The following is a 24,035-nucleotide window of genomic DNA, read 5'->3' as shown; positions in this document are numbered from 1 at the left end:
TGTCGACACCGCCAGCCAGCGGGGCTGGCCGACCTGGGAGAGACCATGAGCGAGACCTATCTGACCGTCACCGGCAACGTGGCCACGCAGCCCATCCTTCGGATCGGGCGCACCGGGACGCCCTTCCTGACCTTCCGGCTGGCGCAGAACATCAACCGGCTGGACCGCAGCACCGGGGTCATCGACACCGTTGCCACCAACTGGATGACCGTGTGCGCCTTCCGGCACCACGCGGTCAACCTCTACCGCTCGCTGGCGAAGGGGCAGCCCGTCATCGTGCACGGGCGGCTGCGGATCCAGGACTGGACCACCGACGAGCGCAGCGGCACCACCGTCGAGCTCGAGGCCACCTCGGTCGGGCACGACCTGTCGCGCGGCCAGTCGTGCTTCGTCAAGGTGGCCAGCCCGCCGGTGCCACAGGCGGACGACGCCGCGGAGGACCGGCGCCGGCTCCGTCTGACGGCGGTCGAGGCCACCAAGAGCCTGCCGGAGGCGTCGCTGCCGGTGTTCCTCGCGCCGCAGCCCGTGGAGGGGGAGGAGGCCGTCGAGGACGACGTGGCCACCGCCGAGGAGTCCGAGGCGGTCGCCCTCTGAGGGCAGGTGGTGCGGGTCGGCCGGTCCTCCCCAGCCGGACCGGCCCGCACCGGTGGCCGTCCCCTCGCCCGGGGTCCGCGGACCCTCGCCCACGGCCTAGACTCCGCTGTCATGGCGGAGTTCATCTACACCATGTCCAAGGCCCGCAAGGCCGTCGGTGACAAGGTCATCCTCGACGACGTGACCATGTCCTTCTTCCCCGGCGCCAAGATCGGCGTCGTCGGCCCGAACGGCGCCGGGAAGTCGACCATCCTCAAGATCATGGCCGGGCTGGACCAGCCCAGCAACGGCGAGGCGCGCCTGTCGCCGGGGTACAGCGTCGGCATCCTGCTGCAGGAGCCGCCGCTGGACGAGTCCAAGACGGTGCGGCAGAACGTCGAGGAGGGGATGGGCCAGGTCAAGGCCGACCTCGACCGGTACAACGAGATCTCCGCGGAGATGGCCGACCCGGACGCGGACTTCGACGCGCTCATGGAGGAGATGGGCAAGCTCCAGGAGAAGATCGACTCCGCGGACGCCTGGGACCTCGACTCGCAGCTCGAGCAGGCGATGGACGCCCTGCGCTGCCCGCCGGCGGACGAGCCCGTGACCCACCTCTCCGGTGGTGAGCGTCGCCGTGTCGCGCTGTGCAAGCTGCTGCTCAGCAAGCCCGACCTGCTGCTCCTCGACGAGCCCACCAACCACCTCGACGCCGAGAGCGTGAACTGGCTCGAGCAGCACCTGGCCGAGTACGAGGGCGCCGTCCTGGCCGTCACCCACGACCGCTACTTCCTCGACAACGTCGCCCAGTGGATCTGCGAGGTCGACCGCGGCCGCCTGTACCCCTACGAGGGCAACTACTCCACCTACCTGGAGAAGAAGCAGGAGCGCCTGGCCGTCCAGGGCAAGAAGGACGCCAAGCTCAAGAAGCGCCTCGCCGACGAGCTCGAGTGGGTGCGCTCCAACGCCAAGGGCCGCCAGAGCAAGTCCAAGTCGCGTCTGGCCCGCTACGAGGAGATGGCGGCCGAGGCCGAGAAGATGCGGACCCTCGACTTCGAGGAGATCCAGATCCCGCCGGGCCCGCGCCTGGGTGCGCAGGTCATCGAGGTCAAGGACCTCACCAAGGGCTTCGGCGACCGGACCCTCATCAAGGACCTCACCTTCGACCTGCCGCGCAACGGCATCGTCGGCATCATCGGCCCGAACGGCGTCGGCAAGACGACCCTGTTCAAGACCATCGTCGGGTACGAGGAGCCGGACTCCGGCACCGTGAAGGTCGGCGACACGGTCAAGATCAGCTACGTCGACCAGGGTCGCGAGAACATCGACCCGGAGAAGTCGCTGTGGGAGGTCGTCTCCGACGGGCTGGACTTCATCAAGGTCGGCCAGGTCGAGATCCCCAGCCGCGCGTACGTCTCGCAGTTCGGCTTCAAGGGGCCGGACCAGCAGAAGAAGGCCGGGGTGCTCTCCGGTGGTGAGCGCAACCGCCTCAACCTGGCGCTGACGCTCAAGGCCGGCGGCAACCTGCTGCTGCTCGACGAGCCCACCAACGACCTCGACGTCGAGACCCTCGGTTCGCTGGAGAACGCGCTGCTGGACTTCCCGGGCTGCGCCGTGGTCATCAGCCACGACCGCTGGTTCCTGGACCGCGTGGCCACCCACATCCTCGCCTACGAGGGTACCGAGGAGGAGCCGGCCAACTGGTACTGGTTCGAGGGCAACTTCGAGTCCTACGAGAAGAACAAGGTCGAGCGCCTCGGCGAGGAGGCCGCCCGTCCGCACCGCGTGACGCACCGTCGCCTGACCCGCGACTGAGCCACGCCCCACGGCGCCCCACCGACCGGTCGGTGGGGCGCCGTCGTCGTCCTGGAGGTCCCCGTGAGCAGGTCCCGTCGCCGTCGTCGCCCCGCCCCGCTGCCCCCGCGCGAGGGAATGGGGGTGGCGCGCGTCCGCATCCCGCCCGGTGGGGCGTGGGCAACGGTGGCCGAGGCGCTCGCGGAGGTGACCGGGCAGCCGGAGCTGGTGGAGCAGGGGGTCGAGGCCGGCGAGGTGGTCGTCGACGACGGGCAGCCGGGCTCCCGGGGGCTGGTCGTGGACCGGGGGACGGAGTACCTGCCGACCGGGCCCCGGCGCCGGGTGGCGTGGCTGTACCGGCCCTACCCGGTCGAGCCCGAGGTGCCCGGCGGGCTGCCGGTGCTGTGGAGGGACGAGCGCACCGCGGTGGTGGACAAGCCGCCCTTCCTGGCCACAACGCCGCGCGGGGTGCACGTGCAGCAGACCGCCGTGGCACGACTGCGGGAGCGGTTCCCCGAGGCGGTGCCCGTCCATCGCCTCGATCGTCTCACCAGCGGGGTGCTCCTGTGCGCCGTGGTCCCTGCGGCCCGGCGCCCGCTGCAACAGCTCTTCGAGCAGCGGGAGGTGACCAAGGTCTACGAGGCCGTGGTGCAGTTGCCCGGGGCTGGGACGGGTGGCGTCGCCGGTGCGGGGGAGGCCGCCGGTGCGGGGGAGGGGCGGTCGTGGCCCACTGCTCCCGGGCTGGAGGGCCTGGGGCTGCCCGAACGGGTCGAGCGGGCTGCCGGGGCGCAGCGTCACCACCTCTTGAAGCGGCGAGGTACCCACCAGGTGGTCGTGGTACCCGGTCCGCCGAACGCCGAGACCCGCGTCGAGGTGCTGACGGTGGACGAGACGGCCGGTCGTGCTGTGCTCCGGCTGCACCCCGCCACCGGTCGCACGCACCAGCTGAGGGTGCAGCTGGCGCACATGGGGCTGCCGATCGTCGGTGATCCGCTCTACCCGGTGGAGACCGAGCAGGTGACCGGGGACTTCTCCACGCCTCTGCAGCTGCTGGCCAGGTCGTTGGAGTGGGTGGATCCGTTCTCGGGGGAGTCGCGAAGGGTCGCGTCGCGGCGGGTGCTGCCGATCGGTCCGGGTGAATCGGCCGGAGGCTGAACGGGGCTCGGCGTGTGGGGCGTCTTGCTGCTGCCCGGGAATCGCCCGGTTGACGCCCCGGTGGGGAGGGCTGAGCGGCACCGGGCTGTGAATCAGGTGTGCCGGCCGGGTGTTGTTCCCCAGGTGGGTTGTTGGGGGTGGTGGTTGTCGGTGGGGTGGTTAGGGTGGGTACATCAGTTCGAGCGTGGTGAAGCGCTCTGGGTTTCGTTCCGGGGTTAGGACGTAACGGGGGCAAGTCGTTGATCAGGTCTATGGACGTGGACGCAGGCGAGTGTTCGACAGAGCTCAGGGGCTCGCAGGGGGCTCCGTGAGTCAATACAGGGCATTCCCCTCGGAGAGAGTCACAGGCGTCTCTCATGCGCGATGTCCCGCACTGCCGCCCAAGCCCGGCCTGTTCGCGCTCATCAGCTACCTCCAGCGGTTGGGGACTCGGCAAGCCAACATCGGCCGCGTCACCGTCTGACTGCATCTGGGTGATGAAGTCCAAGACCCTCGGCGGCTGGATTGAGCCCCATCACGAAGAGATGGGGTGTCTCGCGCAGGACTTCAGTGCTTCACGTAGGCGATGACCTTGATATGCAAGTGACGAAGCCATCAGAGGTCCTTCGTGGCGAGGCCGTCCTCTGATCGGCGTCGACCTGGTGCTGGGGCATGCCATCGGCGCAAGGCCTACGGCCTACACCAACGCGGGGCCACTGGGGACGGCTCTACTGGCTCTTCACAGTTGAGGGTGTAGTGCGGGCTGGCGCGTCGGTGCGGGGGTGGGCGTCGAGGTCTTCCGAAGATGGAGGTTCCTACACGCAGCCATCCGAAAGACCTCGACGTTGTCTGACGCTACCTTCACGCGCCCTGACCTGACCACTTTCACGGGCCTGGACGCCCTTGGCCTGGAAGCCACGGGCCAGCGCCTGGAACCTGATCGTGCCGTGCTCGCGTGCCGGGTGATCGAGCCGGATGACTGGTGCCGGCGGTGCGGCTGCCAGGGCACCCCTCGCGACACCGTCACCAGGGAGCTGGCGCACGAACCGTTCGGGTGGCGCCCCACCACGCTGCTGGTCACTGTGCGCCGGTACCGGTGCGACGACTGCGGTCACGTGTGGCGTCAGGACACCACCGCCGCGGCGCAGCCCCGCGCCAAGATCTCCCGCGCCGGGCTGCGGTGGGGCCTGGTCGGCATCGTGATCGGCCACCTGTCCATGGCCCGTATCGCCGAAGGACTCGGGGTGTCGTGGAACACCGCTAACGACGCCGTCCTGGCCGAAGGACAACGGCTGCTCATCGACGACCCGACCCGACTGGACGGCGTGGCCGTGGTCGGGGTCGACGAGCACGTGTGGCGCCACACCCGCAAGGGCGACAAGTACGTCACCGTGATCATCGACCTCACCGGTGTCCGCGACGGCACCGGACCCTCCCGGCTGATCGCGATGGTCCAGGGCCGGTCCAAGAAAGCGTTCAAGGACTGGCTCGCCGACCAGGACCAGACCTGGCGGGACGGCATCGAGGTTGTGGCCATGGACGGATTCTCCGGGTTCAAGACCGCCACCACAGAAGAACTGCCCGACGCGGTCACCGTCATGGACCCCTTCCACGTCGTCCGCCTCGCCGGGGAGGCGCTGAACGAGTGCCGGCGCCGCGTCCAGCAGCAGCTGCACGGCCACCGCGGGCGCAGAGGGGACCCCCTCTACACCGCACGGCGGACCCTGCACACCGGCGCCGACCTGCTCACCGAACGCCAGCAGGACCGACTGACGCGGCTCTTCACCGGTGATGACCACGTCCAGGTCGAGTGCACCTGGGGCATCTACCAACGGCTCATCGCCGCCTACCGCCACCCCGACCGCACCGCCGGCCGCGCCGAGGCCAGGTCAGTCATTGATGCCCTCACCACTGAAGCGCCCTGGGTTTCGTTCCGGGGTGAGGGCGCAACAGGTGCTGCGTTCTGGTGGTGAGTGTAGGTCGCTTCGATCTCGGTGGGGGTGGCGTAGTCCAGGGCTTCGTGCAGGCGGGTGGTGTTCCACAAGGTGACCCAGTCCATGGTGGCCAGCTCGACGGCTTCGGTGGTCTCCCAGAGTCGCTTGGTGTGGATGAGTTCGGCCTTGTAGAGACCGTTGACCGTCTCGGCCAGAGCGTTGTCGTAAGAGTCCCCGACGGTGTCGACCGATGCGGTCACTCCAGCAGCGATCAGGGCGTCGCTGTAGGCCAGCGACACGTACTGCGAGCCCCGGTCGGAGTGGTGGACCAGGCCCTGGGTGCTGCGGCTGGCTCCGGTGACCAACAGCGCATGCTCCAGGGCCAGCAGCGGCAACCCGGTGGTGTGCAGGGTCGAGGACACTGCCCACCCGACGATCTTGCGGGTGTAGACGTCGGTGATGAACGCGACGTAGCAGAACCCGGTCAGGGTCCGCACGTAGGTGATGTCCGCGACCCACAGCTGGTGCGGCCGGTCGGCGGTGAAGCGGCGTTCCACCAGGTCCGGACGGTGATCCGGCTGACCGGTCGGGCGTGTGGTCAGGGGCTTGCGGCCCCGCCGCACCCCCTGCAGGCCAGCGGCTCTCATGAGTCGGGCGACCTGGTCGCGTCCGACCTCCCACCCGGCACGCCGCATCGCCTGGTGCATCTTGCGCACCCCGTAGACGTTGTAATTCTGCGCGTGGACCCGTCGGAGTTCCTCGATCAGGAACTCCTCGCGCACCGCCCGCGCCGAGGGCGGTCGGGTCTTCGCCGCCCGATGGCCACGGGAGGTGATGAAGCCGCACTCCGTGGCGCGCAGGGTGCGGCAGATCGCCTCGACCCCGTACTGGTCGCGGTGCTCGTCGACGAAACGGATCATCTCGTCGTGGGCCGGCCTGGCTCCGCGGCGAAAAAAGCCGAGGCAGCCTTGAGGATCTCGTTCGCCCGGCGGGCCTCGGCAAGCTCGCGCCTGAGGCGTTTGATCTCCTGCTCAGGCGTCTCCCCGGCCGGCGCAGCGGCGATGCTGTGCCCGTGCCGGCTGCACCACATCCGCAGCGTCTCCTCGGCCACGCCGACCTGCGGAGCCACGGCACGAATCGAGTGCGACCGAGGGCCACCCTCCGCGGCCCGACGCTCCAGCACCATCCGGACCGCGCGCTCACGCAGCTCAGGACTGAACTTCTTGGGCATGCTCCGATTCTCCTTCAGTTGGATCGGAACCAAACCCAGGGCGCTTCACCTCCCTGCTCGGGGCGACCTACACCACCGAACCCCTCGACTACCGCGACCTGTGAACCACCACGGGGGAGGGGCCGCGGCTCTCGGTTGCCCCTCCCGGCTCCGGTCCACGCCTACCGGGCGTGTGACGGCCAGCCCGATCCGGACGGCCTCGTGACAGGTACCGGTCCGCCCGGGCGCCTGGGGTCAGGCCTCCTTGAGGCGGACCATGCCCTCCTGCGCCACGGAAGCCAGCAGGGTGCCGTCCTGGTGGAACAGCCGGCCCACGCCGAGCCCACGTCCGGATTGCGCGGAGGGGGAGTACTGCGTGTAGAGCATCCAGTCGCCGACGCGCGGACGGCGGTGGAACCACATCGCGTGGTCCAGGCTGGCGGGGCGAAGGCGGGTGTCGGTCCACGAGATGCCGTGGCTGCGCAGGACCGGCTCCAGCAGCGTGTAGTCCGAGAGGTAGGCCGAGCAGGCGGCGCCCAGCAGTGGGTCGTCCGGCACCTCGCCGGTGTAGCGCACCCACACGCTCTGGCGGTCCTTGCGCTCGAAGTCCTTGCCGTAGAGCGCCCCGTCGACCCAGCGCATGTCCACCGGTCGCCCCCGAGTGAGGAATGCGGCCCGCGGGTCGGTCTCCCCGGCCAGCAGCTCGGCGACGGACGGCAGCTCCTCCGGTCCGGGAACGTCGGGCATCTGCTCCTGGTGGTCCATGCCGTCGGCGGGCTCCTGGAAGGAGGTGATCATCGACAGCAGCCCCCGGTCATCCTGGAAGGCGTGCACGCGTCGGGCCGAGAAGGACCGCCCGTCGCGCATCCGCTCCACCTCGAACCGGATCTCCCGCCGGGAGTCGGCCGGGCGCAGGAAATACCCGTGCAGCGAGTGGATGAACCGCTCGCCGTCCTCGTCGACGGCCCCGACGGTGCGCCCGGCCGCCATCACGCACTGCGCCAGCACCTGACCACCGAACGCCCGTCCCTGGGGTTGGGGCTGGCTCTTGCCCACGAAGGTGTTCTCCCCGCGGGCCTCGATGTCGAGCACCTCCATCAGCTGTGCGAAGGGGTCATCCGGCAGCTCGAACCGGCCGCGGGCGGCGAGGTCGGAGCTCTCTGAAGCCGACTCCCGGCCAGTCGAGGGGATGTGTGCGTCGTTGTCGTGCGGCGTCTGCGAACTCACGGGGCCACTCAACCACGGGAGGCGGCGCACCTCGGTGTGCCGGCCCGGTGTCATCCTCTGCTCGAGCACGGCGCCGCGTGTTGTGCACTGGCCCAGGGCTGTCTCTTGTACATATTTGTTCGGTGGGCGCCGGAGCTCTTGCAAAACACAGTCACGGTCGGCTCTACGGCACGCCACCCCGGACCCGCCTGAGACCATGGCGCCCATGACCGAGCACACCTCCGCCACCGGCCGCCGGACGCCGGGCAACGTCCTCACGCACGCCTCCACGGACCGGGGCCCTCGTCCCTACCGGATGAACGTCCCGCTGCGCTGGTCGGACCAGGACGCCTACGGGCACGTGAACAACGTGACCTTCCTGCAGCTGCTGGAGGACGCTCGCGTGCAGGGTATGCACGAGTGGTTCGAGACCAGCAGCCCCCTCTCGACCGGTCTGCTGGTGGCCTCGCACAAGGTGGAGTACCTGCGCCCGCTGGTCTTCCGCTACGCACCGGTGGTCGTCGACATGTGGGTCGGTCACCTCTCCGGCGGCAGCTTCACCATCGAGTACGAGCTGCGCGAGCATCCCGCGGTCGACGCCGACCTGTCCCGCACCGACGCCGAGCGCGTCCCGACGGACGCGGACCTCCCGCTGGTCCTGCAGGCGAGCACGGCGATCGTGACCTACGACTTCGAGTCCGAGCGCCCGCGTCGCCTGACCTCGGAGGAGCGGGACGTGCTGAAGCGTCACGTCGACGACCCGGTGGTGTTCCGCCGGTGACGACCGCCCCCACGCCGCAGCCTGAGATCACCCTCGCGAGCTCTGCGGACCTGGAGGACCTCGCCCTGTTCACCGGCCGGGCCAAGCACCTCGACGCCACCGGCGCCATGCGCCTGCAGCTCGCCGCCGGACGTCTCGCGTGCTGGGTGTGCGTCGTGCCCGGCGCGGGCCTGGTGCACGAGGGGACGGTGCTGGGCCTGCGGGTCGTCGCGGCGGAGTCCACCGACGAGGTCGACCGCGTGGTCCCCCTGGCGGCGCTGACCGACCGCCTCGCGGCCCGCTCGGCGAGCTCGCGCACCCTCTCCCTGCCACCCACGGAGGTGGCCGCCCCCTGGGCCGCCACCAGCCCGCCCATGTCGGGCTGGGAGCCGGTGGCGCGCGTCGACCGCGAGGACCTGCTGGCCATCACCCGCGCCGGGGTCGAGGAGGTCGCCGCCGGTGCCCCGGCGGGTTCGGGAGCCGCCGCGGTGGCGGACCTGCGCCGCCGCGTCTGGTCGCGCCCGGTGGGCAGCGGCTGGCCGCAGGGACTGGCCCTCGGGGCCGACGCGCTGGGCTTCCTCGGGACGCCCGGTGAGGCCGTCGTGCGGCGCAGCGGCGCGTGGTGGCGACTGAGCACGTCGACCGGCCACGTTGTGGCACGCTGACCCCCATCACTCACGGAAGGACCTTCGCGGTATGACCATCCTCTGGGGCCTCGGCGGCATGCTGGTCCTGATGCTGATCGCCTGGCTGTGCTCGACCGACCGGCGACGCATCAACTGGCGGACGATCCTCACCGCCCTGGCCCTCCAGGTCGGCTTCGGCGTCCTCACCCTGTACTGGACTCCGGGGCAGAAGGCGCTCTCCGCGCTGGCCGACGTGGTCTCGAAGATCATCGGTTCCGCCAACGCGGGCATCGAGTTCCTCTTTGGCCCGGTCCTGCCCAAGGAGGGCTCGGTCTTCGCCTTCCAGGTCCTCCCGGTCATCATCTTCTTCGCCTCGCTGACCGCGGTGCTCTTCCACCTGGGCATCCTGCAGTTCATCGTCAACGTCCTGGGCCGTGCCCTGGGCAAGGTGCTGGGCACCGGGCGCTACGAGTCGGTCAACACCGCGGCCAACATCTTCCTGGGCCAGACCGAGGCTCCGCTGGTCATCAAGCCCTACCTGAAGCGCCTCGACGAGTCCGCCCTCTTCGCGGTGATGGTCGGTGGCCTGAGCACCGTCGCCGGGTCGGTCCTCGCGGGCTACGCGCTCATGGGCGCGCGGATGGAGTACCTGCTGGCTGCCTCCTTCATGGCCGCCCCGGGTGCCCTCCTCATGGCCAAGATGATGGTGCCGGAGATCTCCACGGCCACCGCCGGCGGAGCCGGTGCCGCCGTGGACGCCGACGACCCGGGCCGGCTGCCGGAGGACGAGACCGCCGAGGACGAGGCCGGCAACGTCATCGAGGCCGCGGCCCTGGGCGCCCAGGACGGCCTGCGCCTGGCGCTGACGATCGGCGCCATGCTGCTGGCCTTCATCGCGCTCATCGAGCTGCTCAACCTGATGCTGGGTACCGTCGGCGGCTGGTTCGGGTACGGCGAGCTGTCCTTCGAGCAGGTCCTCGGCTGGGTCTTCGCCCCGCTCATGACGCTCATCGGTGTGCCGTGGGGCGAGGCCACCACCTCCGGCTCCTTCCTCGGGCAGAAGATCGTGCTCAACGAGTTCGTGGCCTTCGCGAACTTCACCCCCGTGGCCGACGGTCTCAGCGAGCGGACGCAGGCCATCACCACCTTCGCGCTCACCGGCTTCGCCAACCTCAGCTCGCTGGGCATCCTGCTCGGTGGTCTGGGTGGTCTGGCCCCGAACCAGCGGTCGAACATCGGCCGCCTGGGGCTGCGCGCCATCCTCGCGGCGACGCTCGCCAACCTCATGAGCGCCGCCATCGCGGGCATCCTCATCGGCTGACGGGGTGCTGGCACGATGTGCTCATGCGCATCGGCATCCTGACCGCCGGGGGCGACTGCCCGGGACTCAACGCCGTCATCCGGGGGATCATCCTCAAGGGGGTACGGCTCCACGACCACGAGTTCCTGGGCGTCCGCGACGGGTGGCGGGGACTGGTGGAGGACGACGTCCACCCGCTCACCCGCCACCAGATCCGGGGGCTCAGCAAGCAGGGCGGCACCATCCTGGGCACCTCCCGGGTGGGTCCCTTCGCCGAGGGGGCCGGCGGTGCCGCGCGGGTCTCCGAGGTGATGGCCCGGCACGGCATGGACGGGCTGGTCGCCGTCGGCGGTGACGGCACCCTCACCGTGGCGCGGATGCTCCACGACGAGGGCGTCCCGGTGGTGGGGGTCCCCAAGACCATCGACAACGACCTGGGCGCCACGGACTACACCTTCGGCTTCGACACGGCTGTCCACGTGGCCACCGAGGCGATCGACCGGCTGCGCACCACCGGTGACAGCCACCACCGCTGCATGGTGCTCGAGGTGATGGGGCGCAACGCCGGGTGGATCGCGCTGCACGCGGGCATTGCCGGCGGCGCGCACGCCATCCTCGTTCCGGAGGTGCCGGTGGACCACGACGAGGTGGCCCGCTGGGTGACCGGGACGGCGGAGCGCGGACGGGCGCCGATGGTGGTCGTCGCCGAGGGCTTCACCCCGGAGGGCAGCGCCGTCGTCAGCGGGGGACAGGTGGACACCCTGGGCCGGCCGATCCTCGGCGGGGTGGGCGCGCACATGGCCGTCGAGATCGAGGCGCGCACCGGCATCGAGTCGCGCTCCATGGCGCTGGGGCACATGCAGCGCGGTGGATCGCCCACCGCCTACGACCGGGTGCTGGCCACCCGTTTCGGCACCGCCGCGCTGGACGCCGTGCAGGACGGCGCGTGGGGCGAGATGGTGGCGCTGCGCGGCACCGAGATCGTGCGGGTGCCGCTGGCCGAGGCGACCTCGTCGGTGCGCCTGGTGCCGCGGGAACGCTGGGAGGAGGCCGCGGTCCTGTTCGGCTGACCAGGCCCGGGGCGGGCCGGGTCAGCGCGGGCAGGCCCGGGGGCACCCCCGTCCGGGTCAGACCAGCGAGCCGTCGATCCAGACGGTCTGGTTGCCCGCCAGCTCGGTGGCCCCCGACGGCCCACCGGTGATGCTGTCCAGGAGCACCGGGCAGCCGCTCGGCAGCGGCATCGCGTGGTCACCGGTGTTGGTCAGCACGGTGATCGTGCCCTGCTCCGCGGACACCTCCAGGGCCAGGACGTCGTCGGCGGGTGCCTCCAGCAGGCGCACCCCGCCGTGACCCAGGTCCAGCGTGCGTCGGGTCGCCAACATGGTGCGGTACAGCTCCAGCGTGGAGCCCTCGACGCCGGTCTGCCGGTCGACGGCCAGCTCGCGGTAGACCTCCGGCTGGGGCAGCCAGGTCGCACCGCTGTGGTTGAACCCGCAGGCGGGCTCCTGTCCCTCCCAGGCCATCGGCACGCGGCAGCCGTCGCGGCCGACCTGCTCCTCGGAGGTGCCCCGGGTGCGCAGCCAGGTCGGGTCCTCGCGGGCCGCCGGGTCCATCGTCGTGTGCTCGGGAAGGCCGAGCTCCTCGCCGTAGTAGAGGTACGACGAGCCGGGCAGGGCCAGCATCAGCGCGGTCGCGGCGCGGGCACGACGCAGGCCCAGCTGCGCATCCGGCTGCGGGTCCTGCGCACCGATGCCGTTGGGGCGCTTCTGGCCGACCGGCAGCGCCAGCCGGGAGGCGTGGCGGATCACGTCGTGGTTGCTCAGCACCCACGTGGTCGGGGCGCCCACGGCGTCGTTCGTCGCGTAGGAGCGCTGGATGCACGCCCGCAGCTCGTCCGCCCGCCAGGGCGTCTCCAGGAAGTCGAAGTTGAACGCCTGGTGCATCTCGTCGGAGCGCACGTAGCGGGCCAGGCGCTCGGTGTCCGACACCCAGGCCTCGGCGCACAGCACGCGGTCGCCCTCGTACTCGGCCAGCACCCGGTGCCAGTGCCGGTAGACCTCGTGCACCTCGTCCTGGTCCCACATCGGGCCCTGGTTCGAGGCGGTGCTCGCACCGGCCATGGTGGCCACCTCGGAGAAGTCCGGAAGCCCCTCGGCCTTGACCAGGCTGTGCGCGACGTCCACCCGGAACCCGTCGACACCGCGGTCGAGCCAGAAGCGCAGCACGTCCTCGAAGTATGCGCGCACCTCCGGGTTGCGCCAGTCGAAGTCCGGCTGGCTGGAGTCGAACAGGTGCAGGTACCACTGCCCGTCCTCCACCTGCGTCCAGGCGCGGCCGCCGAACACGCTGCCCCAGTCGTTCGGGGGCTCGTTGCCGTCCGGCCCCTTGCCGTCGCGGAAGAGGTAGCGCGCCCGCTCGGGCGAACCGGGCCCGGCGGCCAGTGCCTGCTGGAACCACTCGTGCTGGTCGGAGGAGTGGTTGGGCACCAGGTCCACGATGACGCGCAACCCCAGCTCGTGGGCCCGTGCGATGAAGGCGTCGGCGTCCTCGAGCGTGCCGAAGATCGGGTCGATGTCGCGGTAGTCGGCGACGTCGTAGCCGGCGTCCTTCATGGGGGAGACGTAGAACGGGCTCACCCACACCGCGTCGACGCCGAGGGCCACCAGGTGCTCCAGGCGTCGGGTGATGCCGGGCAGGTCCCCCAGTCCGTCGCCGTCGGCGTCGGACCAGGAACGGGGGTAGATCTGGTAGATCACCGCGCTGCGCCACCACTCGCTGGCGGTGGCGGGCCGGTGGATGGTCGGGCCGGAGGTCAGGACGTTCTCGGTCACACATCCATTGTGGGGGAGAGGTGGCGGGAGCCGGTCCTCACTCCTCGACACGGCGCACGGACAGTCGCTGCCGTCGCGGGGCCGGGTGCACGGGCGGGGCGCTCTCGCTGAGCGGTGCCGCCCCCTCCTCCTCCGCGTTCACCATGAAGTGCGCGGCGCGGTCGAAGTAGGCGCGCATCATCTCGTCGGCCTCGCGGGGGAAGTCCATCTGGTCCATCGCGTGGTGCATGTGCCGCAGCCACCGGTCGCGCTGGGCGGGGGTGACGGCGAACGGCGCGTGGCGCATCCGCAGCCGGGGGTGGCCGCGCGTCTCCGAATAGGTCTTGGGGCCGCCGAAGAACTGCTCCAGGAACAGGCGCAGCCGCTCCTCGGCGGGGCCCAGGTCCTCCTCGGGGTACATCTCGCGCAGCGGCGGGTCCGCGGCCACGCCCTCGTAGAACAGAGCGGTCAGGCGGACGAACGCCTCGTGACCGCCCACCTGCTCGTAGATCGTGGGCAGGCCGTCGTCGTCCGGTGCGCCGGGGCTCGTCTGCTCAGAGGGACTGCTCATGGCTCCAGTCTCGCACCGGTGGGCCGGGCACCCCCGCGGCGTCCAGCGCCTGCTTGGCGGCCGCGCGGATGTCCCGGGCGGCCGCGTACTGCTGCCCGGGCACGCAGTCGGCGAAGACCCGGACGGTCATGGTGCCGTTGCTGACCTCCTGCACCCCGGCGACGGTCGGGGTGCGCAGCAGCTCCCGCTGGCCGACCTCCGAGGCCGTGAGCTCCTCCAGCGCCGCCTCGAGAAGCTCGCACACCCGGCGCGAGTCCGCCCGGGCGCCGACATGGACGTCGACGGTGGCCACGGGGCTGCCCTGGCTGGTGTTGCCGACGCGCAGGATCTCGCCGTTGCGGATGTACCAGATGACGCCGTCGGCCGAGCGGATGCGGGTGACCCGCAGCCGGACCTCCTCGACCTCGCCGCTGGCCTCACCGAGGTCGACCCAGTCGCCGACCCCGAACTGGTCCTCGACCATCAGCATCACGCCGCTGATGACGTCCTTCACCAGCGACTGCGCCCCGAAGCCGATCGCCAGCCCGCCGATGCCGGCGCTGGCCAGCAGCGGGCCCAGCGGCAGGCCGAGCTGGTCGGCGACCATCAGGGCCGCGACCGTCCAGATGACGACCGAGGACGCACTGCGCAGCAGGCTCGTCAGGGTGAGGGCCCGCTGGCGCCGGCGCAGGTCGGACGCGCGTCCCCGGGGTGCGGTGCGGGCCTGCTCCTCCATCCAGGTCGTCAGACGGCGGATGAGGTGGCGCGCCACCCAGCGCAGCACCAGCGCCGTCAGGACGATCAGGACGATCGACAGGCCGTTGTCGCCCAACCAGCCGAGGACGGACTGCCCGACCTCCTCCCGGGTGGGGGGTGAGGGGTTCACGCCCCGGCGTCGAAGGTCTGGGCCGCGAGCGCTCGGATCGTGCCGTCACGGTTCTCCGCGACGACGCGACGCAGCGCCTGCGAGGCGTCCGGGTGCGAGTCGAGCCACGCCTGCGCCGCGTCCACCAGGTCCTGGTGGACCAGGGCGTGGGGGTAGAAGCCCCCGGCCACCGCCTCGGCGATGGCGTGGGTGCGCTCGCCCCACATCGAGCCCACGTGGTCGAAGTAGGGCTGCACGAAGGGGCGGAGGTCCTCCGGGTCGGCGACGCGCTGCCACCCGGCGGCGGTCGCGACCAGCTCGGCGTTCGGCAGCTCGGTGCTGCCCCAGACGCTGTCCCAGGCCGCCTGCTTGGCCTGAGCGTCGGGGCGGGCCGCCCGGGCGCGGGCCACGCGCTCGGCGCCCGAGGCGGTGCGGTCACGGGCGGCCTCCGCGGAGAGCTCCTCCTCGCTGAGCGCACCGTTCTTGGCCAGTCCGGTCACCAGCGCCCAGCGCATGTCGGTGTCCACCGCGAGCCCGGGCAGCTGCTCGGTGCCGTCCACCAGGGCACGCAGCCGGGCGACGCCGTCCTCGCCCCGGGCAGCCGCCGCCCACGCCGTCGCCAGCTGCAGCTGCAGGTCCGAGCCCGGCTGGGCCGCGGTGACCAGCCGGCCCAGCTCGTCGGCCAGGTGCTGACCCACGGCCCGACGGTGCTCCGGCGCGGCGTAGCGGTCCGCCGCGGCCTCCAGCTGGGAGAGCAGGATGCGCACCAGCGTCGAGTCGGACTCGCCCGGCAGGGCGCGCAGACCGAGGTCGATGAAGGCGCGGGCGGACATCTGGGCGTCCCGGGTCATGTCCCACGCGGCGCCGAGCACGACGGCACGCGGCAGCGAGCTCTCGAACGCGGCGACGTGCTCGGTGGCGGTGGCCAGGCTCACCTCGTCCAGGCGCACCTTGCAGTAGCCCAGGTCGTCGTCATTGAGCAGCAGCAGGTCCGGGCGGGGCCGTCCCACGAGCTGGTCGAGCGCCGTGCGCTCGCCCGTCACGTCGAGCTCCCAGCGGTCGGTGCGCACCAGCGCGCCGTCCTGCAGGTCGTAGGCGCCCACGGCGATGCGGTGGGGACGCAGGGTGGGCCAGGCGGGGTCCGCGGTCTGCTCGATGTGGGCGGAGGTGACCGTGCCGTCGGCACCGGTCTCCACGACGGGGGAGAGGGTGTTGACCCCTGCGGTCTCCAGCCACGCGGCCACCCACGGCGAGAGGTCGCGGCCGGACGTGCTCTCCAGGTGGCGGGTGAGGTCGGACAGGGTGGTGTTGCCCCACTTGTGCTCGGCGAAGTACGTGCGCAGCCCGTCGCGGAAGGCCTCCTCGCCGACGTAGGCCACCAGCTGCTTGAGCACGCTGGCGCCCTTGGCGTAGGTGATGCCGTCGAAGTTCACCTCGACGTCCGCGAGGTCGCGGATCTCGGCGACGATCGGGTGGGTCGAGGAGAGCTGGTCCTGGTGGTAGGCCCAGGTCTTCTCGCTGATCGCGAAGGTGGTCCAGGCGGTGTTCCATCGCGTGGCCTGGGTCTGGCAGGTGGTGGAGGCCCACTCGGCGAAGGACTCGTTGAGCCACAGGTCGTTCCACCACTTCATGGTCACCAGGTTGCCGAACCACATGTGGGCCAGCTCGTGGAGGATCGTCAGGGCCCGGCGCTCGACCAGGCTCTCGGGCACCGCGGAGCGGAACACGTAGACCTCGGCGAAGGTCACGCAGCCCGCGTTCTCCATCGCGCCCATGTTGTACTCCGGCGTGAAGACTTGGTCGTACGTGCGGAAGGGGTACGGCTGGTCGAAGTACTCCTCGAAGAACGCGAAGCCCGCCTTGGTGATCTCGAAGATGTTGTCCGCGTCCAGGTGCGGCTCCAGGCTCCGGCGCGCCAGGACGCCCAGCGGCACGGTGCCGTTCCGCGTCTCCACCGAGTCCTCGTACCGGACGTACGGGCCGGCGACCACGGCGGTGATGTAGCAGGAGATCGTGGGGGTCGGCTCGAAGGCGAAGGTGGCGGTGTCCACGGTCGTCTCGCCGTCGAGGGTCCCCTGCCCGGTCGGGGCCGGCTCGGGGGTGGCCTCGTTGCTCAGCACCACCCAGTGCGCCGGTGCCGTGATGGTGAACCGGAAGGTCGCCTTGAGGTCCGGCTGCTCGAAGACCGGGAACATCCGGCGGCAGTCCGCGACCTCGAACTGGGTGTACAGGTAGACCTCGCCGTCGGCCGGGTCGACGAAGCGGTGGAGGCCCTCGCCGGTGTTCATGTACTGGCCGACACCCTCGACGTACAGCTCGTGCTCGCCCTCGGTGAGCCCCGGCAGCGGCAGGCGCGCCCCGTCGAACGAGGTGACGTCCAGCGCCCGGCCGTCGAGCTCGGCCCGTGTCACCCGCTCGCCGATGAAGTCGATGAACGAGTCGCCGGCCTCCAGCACCGTGAAGCGCACCCGGCTGCTGGTCGTGAAGGTCGTCGGCCCGGTCGTGACGTCCGTCGACACCTCGTAGCTGTGCGTCGTGAGCCTGCTCGAGCGCTCCATCGCCTCGTCACGGGTGAGGTTCTTGCCGGGCACGGGGTATCTCCATGGGTCGTGGGCTGGGACGACCGCAGTGTGTCACGCGGGTGGCGGGCGTCACACGGGCGCGGAGGGAGCCCTCGACCGGCGGTGGGCGCGTGTCGGTGCCGGTGGCAGACTCGTCACCATGACTGACGCGAACACCCGCAAGGCCACCCCGGTGGAGATGTTCTTCGACCCGATCTGCCCCTGGGCGTGGATGACCAGCCGGTGGCTCATGGAGGTGCAGGAGCAGCGCGACATCGAGGTGACCTGGTCCCTGATGTCCCTGGCCGCCCTCAACGAGGGGCGCGACCTGCCCGATGACTACGCCACGAGCATGCAGCACGCCTGGGGGCCGGCCCGCGTCGTGGCCGCCGCGTTGTCGCAGCATGGCCAGGACCACGCGAAGGCGCTCTACGACGCGCTGGGCACCCGCTTCCACCCGGGTGGGCGCAGCCACGTCGAGGAGGGCGAGGCCGTCATCCGCGAGGCGCTGGAGGGGGTCGGGCTGCCGGCCGAGCTGGCCGAGGTCGCCTTCCCGCAGGGCGTCGGGAACAACCCCGACGACGAGATCACCGCCGACCTGCGCGCTCGTCAGCAGCGCGTCGTCGACCTCGTCGGGGACGAGGTGGGCACTCCCGTGGTCGCGGTGGAGGGCACAGCCTTCTTCGGCCCCGTCGTCTCGCCGGCCCCGAAGGGCGAGGACGCGGTCCGGCTCTGGGACGGCGCGGTCCTCGTCGCCTCGACCCCGGGCTTCTTCGAGATCAAACGCTCCCGCGACGTCGGTCCTCAGTTCGACTGAGGCCGCTGAGCACCCCACCCCACCTCACCAGGACAGGAGCACCCATGAGGATCCACATCGGTGGCGACCACGCCGCCCACGAGCTGCAGCGCCACCTGGTGCAGTGGCTGACCGAGCGCGGGTACGACGTGGTCGACCACGGCCCGGTCGAGTATGACGCGGTCGACGACTACCCCGTGCACGTCATCCCCGCCGCCCGCGGCGTCGCGGCCGACCCGGGATCCCTCGGCGTCGTGCTGGGCGGCTCGGGCAACGGCGAGCAGATGGCGGCCAACAAGGTGGCCGGCATCCGGGCGGCCCTCTGCTGGTCGCCGGAGCTCGCCGTGCTGGCCCGTGAGCACAACGACGCGCAGGTGGTGAGCCTAGGCGCCCGCTTCACCGACCGGGCCACTGCCGAGGCGATCGTCGAGGCCTTCGTGACCACCGAGTTCACCGGCGAGGAGCGCCACGCGCGCCGGGTGGCGATGGTGGAGGCCTACGAGGAGGACGGGACCCTGCCGGGCTGACGCCCCGACCACCTGAGATCGAGAGAGGGCCCCGACCACGTGGTCGGGGCCCTCTCTCGATGTGGGGACGATCAGTTCTGCTGGTCCCCGTTGAGGCCGTCGAGCTTCTCGCCGAGCTTGTCGCCGGCGGCGTCGATCTTGTCGCCGTGCTTGTTGCCGGTGGCATCGTCCGCCTTGTTGCCGGCGGCGTCGATGGCGCTGTCAACCTTCTCGGACTGGGCGTCGTAGCCCTTGCCCGCCAGGTCCTTGGCCTTGTCCGCGTTCATGCCGTCCATCATGCCCATGGCATTCCTCCGATCCACTCGGCGTGAGTCCCGCAGGACTCCTTCCACCGCCACCCTGACACGCTGGTCGGGGAGGCGCAACCGCGAGGGCGGGGCGCTCGCGGTTGGCCGGCCGGAGATGACCGAGGGCCCCGTGCCATTGCTCCGGGGGAGCGGCACGGGGCCCTCAGGGCGTGGAGCGGGCGACGGGAATCGAACCCGCACAACCAGTTTGGAAGACTGGGGCTCTACCATTGAGCTACGCCCGCATGGATCACCGCAGCCGGCTGGCGGCTCGCGGCACCGGGATACCCTAACCTGTCGGCGCCGCGCACGTGAGCGTCCGCGGGGTATGGCGCAGCTTGGTAGCGCGTCCGCTTTGGGAGCGGAAGGCCGTCGGTTCGAATCCGGCTACCCCGACCGTTAGCATTGACCCCCATTGCGCGCGCCCAGGCGGCGCGGCTGCAGGAATCGGGGTCGTCCGCCGACCCCCACCCCAGATCCAGACGGAGACGAAGACGTGAAGAGTGCTGTCGAGAACCTGAACCCCACGCGCGTGAAGGTGGACGTGGAGGTTCCGCACGAGGAGCTGAAGCCTGCCCTCGACGAGGCCTACAAGACCATCGGCAGCCAGGTCCAGGTCCCCGGCTTCCGCAAGGGCAAGGTGCCCGCGCGCATCATCGACCAGCGCTTCGGTCGCGGTGCCGTCGTGCAGGAGGCCGTCAACGCCCAGCTGCCCGAGCTCTACGCCCGAGCCATCAGCGAGAACGAGCTGCAGCCGATCGGCGAGCCGGAGCTCGAGCTCACCGGCGTGCCGGCCGAGGAGGGCGACCCGCTGAAGTTCAGCGTGCAGGTGGACGTGCGCCCGCACATCGAGCTGCCCGACACCGAGGGCATGAAGGTCGAGGTGGCCAAGGTCGAGGTGTCCGACGAGGACGTGCAGACCCGTCTGGACGACCTGCGCGAGCGCTTCGGCACCCTGAAGGGCGTCGACCGTGCGGTGGCCACCGACGACCACGTGTCCATGGACCTGACCGCCGAGATCGACGGCGAGGAGATCGACTCCGTCGAGGGCATCAGCTACCAGGTCGGTCAGGGCACCATGATCGAGGGGCTGGACGAGGCCCTGGTCGGCATGTCCGCCGGTGAGTCCAAGACCTTCACCGCCCCGCTCGCCGGTGGCGACCGCGAGGGCGAGGACTCCGAGGTGACCGTGACCGTGCAGTCGGTCAAGGAGCGTGAGCTGCCCGAGGTCGACGACGAGTTCGCCCAGCTGGCCTCCTCCTTCGACACCGTCGAGGAGCTCAAGGACGACCTGCGCAAGCAGGCCGAGCGCAACGCCACCTTCCAGCAGGGCATCGAGGCCCGCGACAAGATCCTGGACAGCCTGTTGGAGAAGGTGGAGGTGCCGGTCCCGGAGAACCTCCTCGAGGCCGAGGTCAACGCCCACCTGGAGCAGGAGGGCCGGCTGGACGACGCCGAGCACCGTGCCGAGATCGCCAAGTCCACCGAGGATGCCATGCGCGCACAGTTCCTCATGGATGCCCTGGTGCAGCGTGACGACGTCGAGATCGAGCAGAACGAGCTGCTCGAGTACCTGATGATGTCCGCCCAGTCCTCCGGCATGGACCCGAACCAGTTCATCGGCATGCTGGACCAGCAGGGCCAGATCGGGCAGGTCGTCGAGGAGGTCCGCCGCCGCAAGGCCCTGGCCAACGTGCTGGAGACCGCCAGCATCGTGGACACCGACGGCAACGAGGTCGACCTGGGTGCTCTGGAGGACGACGCCGAGGGTGACACCGAGGCCTCCGAGAAGGCTGGCGAGAAGGCCGAGGAGAAGCCGGCTGCCAAGAAGGCCCCGGCGAAGAAGTCGACGACGACGCGCAAGCCGGCGGCGAAGAAGACCACCACGGCCAAGGCCGATGAGAAGGCTGACGCCGAGGGTGAGGAGAAGCCGGCTGCCAAGAAGGCCCCGGCGAAGAAGGCTCCGGCCAAGAAGTCGACGACGACGCGCAAGCCGGCGGCGAAGAAGACCACCACGGCCAAGGCTGACGAGAAGGCCGATGCCGAGGGTGAGGAGAAGGCCGAGGAGACCCCCGCGTCCGAGTGATCGGGTGGGAGATCCCCTGACGGGGCCGGTGCGCTGCGGCGTGCTGGCCCCGTCGTCGTCCCGGCGCGGGTGCGCTGAGGGCGAACAGGCCGATCACCGGGACGAAACCGGCACCCGCCGACGTTAGCGTCGACCGAAGGAACCGTCCGACGAAGGAGAGACCGCGTGAGCGAGCACACCGCATCGACCCCCGCCGTGGCCAGTGAGGGCGCGCGGCTGGCGGGCCTGGACGACCAGATCTACAACAGGCTGCTGAAGGAGCGCATCGTCTTCCTCGGCTCCGACGTGCGCGACGACAACGCGAACGCCATCTGCGCGCAGCTGCTGCTGCTGTCCGCCGAGGACCCGAACGCCGACATCTGGCTGTACATCAACTCCCCGGGTGGCTCGGTGACCGCCGGCATGGCGATCTTCGACACCATGAACTGGATCCCCAACGACGTCGCGACCGTGGCCATGGGCCTGGCCGCGTCCATGGGCCAGTTCCTGCTCTCGGCAGGCACCCCGGGCAAGCGCTACGCCACCCCGCACAGCCGCGTCATGATGCACCAGCCCTCCGGCGGCGTCGGCGGTACGGCCTCGGACATCAAGATCCAGGCCGAGCAGCTGCTCCACATCAAGCGCCAGATGGCCGAGCTCATCGCCGAGCACACCGGCCAGAGCTCGGAGCAGATCACCAAGGACTCCGACCGCGACCGCTGGTTCACCGCGCAGGAGGCCAAGGAGTACGGGTTCGTGGACCACGTCTTCCAGACCTCCACCGACACCCAGGACGTGAAGAAGGGCGACGTGGCCGACGAGGACCGGGCCCACGCCGGTGAGACCGAGGGGGAGCAGCAGTGAGCTGGTCCGACGAGGCCGCCCGCGTCCACCAGCCGATGATGCACGGAGGAAACATGAACCACCCCAGCGCCCAGGGCCGACTGAACGTGCCCGGTCCCTCGTCCCGCTACGTGCTGCCGCAGTTCGAGGAGCGCACCGCCTACGGCAGCAAGCGGCAGGACCCGTACACCAAGCTGTTCGAGGACCGCATCATCTTCTGCGGCGTGCAGATCGACGACGCCTCGGCGGACGACATCATCGCGCAGCTGCTGGTGCTGGAGTCGCAGGACCCGGACCGCGACGTGCTGATGTACATCAACTCCCCGGGCGGCTCGTTCACCGCGATGACGGCCATCTACGACACGATGCAGTTCATCCGCCCGGACGTGCAGACCTTCGTGCTCGGCCAGGCCGCTTCGGCCGGTGCCGTGCTGCTGGCCGCCGGCGCGCAGGGCAAGCGCTTCGCCCTGCCGAACTCGCGCATCCTCATCCACCAGCCCGCGATGGAGGGGACCGGCGGCATGGCCTCCGACCTGGAGATCACCGCCAACGAGGTGCTGCGCATGCGCACCTGGCTCGAGGAGACCTGGGCCAAGCACTCCGGCCAGACCGCGGAGAAGGTCCGCAACGACATCGAGCGCGACAAGATCCTCTCGGCCGACGAGGCCAAGGAGTACGGCCTGGTGGACGCCGTCCTGCCCAGCCGGAAGGCGGCGCTGGAGGGCTGAGGTTCCCCGCCGCACGCGCCCGAGGGGGCCGTCACCGCACCGGTGACGGCCCCCTCTCGCGTCGGTCGGCCCCTGCGGAGGGGTTGTCGGTGGGCAGGGGTAGCGTTGAACCCGTCACCGCACGGATGCGGTGTTCCGGCGCACGAACGGGAGAGGCACATGGCGCGCACGGCGGGCAGCAGCGACTTCCTGACCTGCTCCTTCTGCGGCAAGGGCCAGAAGCAGGTGCGGAAGCTCATCGCCGGTCCGAACGTCTACATCTGCGACGAGTGCATCGAGCTCTGCAACGAGATCATCGACGAGGAGTTCCCCGCGGCCTCCGTGGAGCGGCTGGAGAAGGTGCCCACCCCGCGGGAGATCCACGCCTTCCTCGAGTCCTACGTGGTGGGGCAGGACGAGGCCAAGCGCGCGCTGGCGGTGGCGGTCTACAACCACTACAAGCGCATCGACGCCCAGCCCGCCGCCGACGACGAGGAGACCCCCGAGGTCGCCAAGAGCAACATCCTCATGATCGGCCCGACGGGCACCGGCAAGACCTACCTCGCCCAGACCCTGGCGCGGATGCTGCAGGTACCCTTCGCGATCGCCGACGCGACGGCGCTCACCGAGGCGGGGTACGTCGGCGAGGACGTCGAGAACATCCTCGTGAAGCTCATCCAGGCGGCCGACGGGGACATCGCGAAGGCCGAGACCGGCATCATCTACATCGACGAGATCGACAAGATCACCCGCAAGAGCGAGAACCCGTCCATCACGCGGGACGTCTCGGGGGAGGGCGTGCAGCAGGCGCTGCTGAAGATCCTGGAGGGCACGGTCGCGTCGGTGCCCCCGCAGGGCGGGCGCAAGCACCCGCACCAGGAGTTCGTGCAGATCGACACCCGCAACGTCCTGTTCATCGTCGGCGGTGCCTTCGCCGGTCTGGACGCGATCGTCGGGGAGCGGGAGGGCCGCGGCGGCCTGGGCTTCGGGGCGGAGCTGGCGGTGCGGCGCAGCGAGGGGGAGATGCTGCAGCGGGTGCGTCCCGAGGACCTCGTGAAGTTCGGTCTGATCCCGGAGTTCATCGGCCGCGTCCCGGTCGTGACCACCGTCAGCCCGCTGGACGCCGACGCACTGGTGGACATCCTCACCGGACCCCGCAACGCGCTGGTGAAGCAGTACCAGCACCTGTTCTCGCTCGACGGGGTGGAGCTCGAGTTCACCGACGACGCGGTGCGCGCGGTGGCCGACCAGGCGATGCTGCGGCAGACCGGTGCCCGTGGACTGCGCGCCATCATGGAGGAGGTGCTGCAGCCGGTGATGTTCGACGTGCCGAGCGACGACGGCATCGAGCGCGTCGTGGTGACCGCCGAGGTGGTTGCGGACAACGTGAACCCCACCATCGTGCGGCGTGACGAGAAGCCGACGAAGCGGCCCAAGCGCAAGAGCGCCTGACCGGGCCCGAGCCCCTGCCCGAGCGAGGAGCCGAG

At 70.6% G+C, this 24,035-nt stretch carries 19 protein-coding genes, 2 tRNA genes and 2 pseudogenes; 15 read left to right on the top strand and 8 right to left on the bottom strand.

Annotation, left to right across the window (positions count from 1 at the left end):
- The first annotated feature begins 45 nt into the window (after positions 1 to 45).
- From ACY8FT_RS06175 to ACY8FT_RS06160, 4 genes and pseudogenes are all read left to right on the top strand, one after another.
- Positions 46 to 594 carry a single-stranded DNA-binding protein gene (locus ACY8FT_RS06175; protein WP_462418026.1) on the top strand — a complete coding sequence of 183 codons (549 nt, stop codon included), beginning with the start codon at positions 46 to 48 and terminating at the stop codon, positions 592 to 594.
- A gap of 111 nt (positions 595 to 705) precedes the next feature.
- Positions 706 to 2,388: an energy-dependent translational throttle protein EttA gene (gene ettA / locus ACY8FT_RS06170; RefSeq protein ID WP_462418025.1), complete on the top strand. Its 1,683-nt coding sequence runs from the start codon at positions 706 to 708 to the stop codon at positions 2,386 to 2,388.
- Between the two features lie 63 nt (positions 2,389 to 2,451).
- Positions 2,452 to 3,522, top strand: a complete 1,071-nt coding sequence (locus ACY8FT_RS06165) for a pseudouridine synthase (protein WP_462418024.1) — start codon at positions 2,452 to 2,454, stop codon at positions 3,520 to 3,522.
- Between the two features lie 824 nt (positions 3,523 to 4,346).
- Positions 4,347 to 5,423 (top strand): annotated as a pseudogene (locus ACY8FT_RS06160) (ISL3 family transposase); the annotation flags it as partial.
- Positions 5,424 to 5,476: 53 nt separating this feature from the next.
- Here ACY8FT_RS06160 and ACY8FT_RS06155 read toward each other — a convergent pair.
- Positions 5,477 to 6,666: pseudogene (locus tag ACY8FT_RS06155) on the bottom strand (IS3 family transposase); the annotation flags it as partial.
- A gap of 234 nt (positions 6,667 to 6,900) precedes the next feature.
- On the bottom strand, positions 6,901 to 7,872 hold the full coding sequence (locus tag ACY8FT_RS06150) for an acyl-CoA thioesterase (protein WP_462418023.1): 972 nt from the start codon (positions 7,870 to 7,872) through the stop codon (positions 6,901 to 6,903).
- 205 nt (positions 7,873 to 8,077) lie between these two features.
- On the opposite strand from ACY8FT_RS06150, the gene ACY8FT_RS06145 reads away from it, so the two are divergent.
- Genes ACY8FT_RS06145 through ACY8FT_RS06130 form a run of 4 tightly spaced genes read left to right on the top strand, consistent with a single transcriptional unit; the run spans position 8,078 to position 11,607 of the window.
- The gene (locus ACY8FT_RS06145) at positions 8,078 to 8,632 is read left to right on the top strand and encodes an acyl-CoA thioesterase (protein ID WP_462418022.1); all 555 of its coding nucleotides are present in this window, start codon (positions 8,078 to 8,080) and stop codon (positions 8,630 to 8,632) included.
- Positions 8,629 to 9,276, top strand: coding sequence for a hypothetical protein (locus tag ACY8FT_RS06140; protein ID WP_462418021.1), 648 nt, complete (start codon positions 8,629 to 8,631; stop codon positions 9,274 to 9,276). The genes ACY8FT_RS06145 and ACY8FT_RS06140 overlap by 4 nt, the downstream gene beginning before the upstream one ends.
- Before the next feature lie 31 nt (positions 9,277 to 9,307).
- Positions 9,308 to 10,558 carry a NupC/NupG family nucleoside CNT transporter gene (locus ACY8FT_RS06135; protein ID WP_462418020.1) on the top strand — a complete coding sequence of 417 codons (1,251 nt, stop codon included), beginning with the start codon at positions 9,308 to 9,310 and terminating at the stop codon, positions 10,556 to 10,558.
- 23 nt (positions 10,559 to 10,581) lie between these two features.
- A complete protein-coding gene (locus ACY8FT_RS06130) occupies positions 10,582 to 11,607 on the top strand; it encodes an ATP-dependent 6-phosphofructokinase (protein ID WP_462418019.1) in 1,026 nt (341 codons plus the stop codon).
- A gap of 57 nt (positions 11,608 to 11,664) precedes the next feature.
- On the opposite strand, the gene ACY8FT_RS06125 is transcribed toward ACY8FT_RS06130, so the two are convergent.
- The 4 genes from ACY8FT_RS06125 to pepN are packed head-to-tail and all read right to left on the bottom strand — an operon-like array spanning position 11,665 to position 17,353.
- A complete protein-coding gene (locus ACY8FT_RS06125; RefSeq protein WP_462418018.1) occupies positions 11,665 to 13,368 on the bottom strand; it encodes a glycoside hydrolase family 13 protein in 1,704 nt (567 codons plus the stop codon).
- Between the two features lie 37 nt (positions 13,369 to 13,405).
- Positions 13,406 to 13,918 carry a globin gene (locus tag ACY8FT_RS06120; protein ID WP_462418017.1) on the bottom strand — a complete coding sequence of 171 codons (513 nt, stop codon included), beginning with the start codon at positions 13,916 to 13,918 and terminating at the stop codon, positions 13,406 to 13,408.
- Positions 13,902 to 14,783: a mechanosensitive ion channel family protein gene (locus tag ACY8FT_RS06115; RefSeq protein ID WP_462418016.1), complete on the bottom strand. Its 882-nt coding sequence runs from the start codon at positions 14,781 to 14,783 to the stop codon at positions 13,902 to 13,904. The genes ACY8FT_RS06120 and ACY8FT_RS06115 overlap by 17 nt, the downstream gene beginning before the upstream one ends.
- Positions 14,780 to 17,353, bottom strand: a complete 2,574-nt coding sequence (gene pepN / locus ACY8FT_RS06110) for an aminopeptidase N (protein WP_462418015.1) — start codon at positions 17,351 to 17,353, stop codon at positions 14,780 to 14,782. The genes ACY8FT_RS06115 and pepN overlap by 4 nt, the downstream gene beginning before the upstream one ends.
- 130 nt (positions 17,354 to 17,483) lie before the next feature.
- On the opposite strand from pepN, the gene ACY8FT_RS06105 reads away from it, so the two are divergent.
- The gene (locus ACY8FT_RS06105; protein WP_462418014.1) at positions 17,484 to 18,140 is read left to right on the top strand and encodes a mycothiol-dependent nitroreductase Rv2466c family protein; all 657 of its coding nucleotides are present in this window, start codon (positions 17,484 to 17,486) and stop codon (positions 18,138 to 18,140) included.
- Positions 18,141 to 18,184: 44 nt separating this feature from the next.
- Complete coding sequence (locus ACY8FT_RS06100; protein WP_462418013.1) at positions 18,185 to 18,646, top strand: ribose-5-phosphate isomerase; 462 nt, start codon at positions 18,185 to 18,187, stop codon at positions 18,644 to 18,646.
- Positions 18,647 to 18,717: 71 nt separating this feature from the next.
- Here the strand turns inward: ACY8FT_RS06100 and ACY8FT_RS06095 are convergent, their stop codons facing one another.
- Together ACY8FT_RS06095 and ACY8FT_RS06090 are read right to left on the bottom strand one after the other, a co-directional pair.
- Positions 18,718 to 18,930, bottom strand: a complete 213-nt coding sequence (locus ACY8FT_RS06095; protein WP_462418012.1) for an antitoxin — start codon at positions 18,928 to 18,930, stop codon at positions 18,718 to 18,720.
- A gap of 174 nt (positions 18,931 to 19,104) precedes the next feature.
- Positions 19,105 to 19,178, bottom strand: a tRNA-Gly gene (locus ACY8FT_RS06090).
- A gap of 77 nt (positions 19,179 to 19,255) precedes the next feature.
- Between ACY8FT_RS06090 and ACY8FT_RS06085 the strand changes: the two genes are divergently transcribed.
- The 5 genes from ACY8FT_RS06085 (at position 19,256) to clpX (ending at position 24,000) form a co-directional block, all read left to right on the top strand.
- A tRNA-Pro gene (locus ACY8FT_RS06085) sits at positions 19,256 to 19,329 on the top strand.
- A gap of 100 nt (positions 19,330 to 19,429) precedes the next feature.
- Complete coding sequence (gene tig, locus ACY8FT_RS06080; RefSeq protein WP_462418011.1) at positions 19,430 to 21,019, top strand: trigger factor; 1,590 nt, start codon at positions 19,430 to 19,432, stop codon at positions 21,017 to 21,019.
- A 165-nt stretch (positions 21,020 to 21,184) separates the two neighbouring features.
- Complete coding sequence (locus ACY8FT_RS06075) at positions 21,185 to 21,862, top strand: ATP-dependent Clp protease proteolytic subunit (RefSeq protein WP_462418010.1); 678 nt, start codon at positions 21,185 to 21,187, stop codon at positions 21,860 to 21,862.
- 35 nt (positions 21,863 to 21,897) lie between these two features.
- On the top strand, positions 21,898 to 22,569 hold the full coding sequence (locus ACY8FT_RS06070) for an ATP-dependent Clp protease proteolytic subunit (RefSeq protein WP_462418408.1): 672 nt from the start codon (positions 21,898 to 21,900) through the stop codon (positions 22,567 to 22,569).
- A 159-nt stretch (positions 22,570 to 22,728) separates the two neighbouring features.
- Complete coding sequence (gene clpX, locus ACY8FT_RS06065; protein WP_462418009.1) at positions 22,729 to 24,000, top strand: ATP-dependent Clp protease ATP-binding subunit ClpX; 1,272 nt, start codon at positions 22,729 to 22,731, stop codon at positions 23,998 to 24,000.
- Positions 24,001 to 24,035: the final 35 nt, after the last annotated feature.

Source organism: Kytococcus sp. Marseille-QA3725, from assembly GCF_054950055.1.
This window is presented reverse-complemented; position numbering and strand designations above follow the sequence as displayed.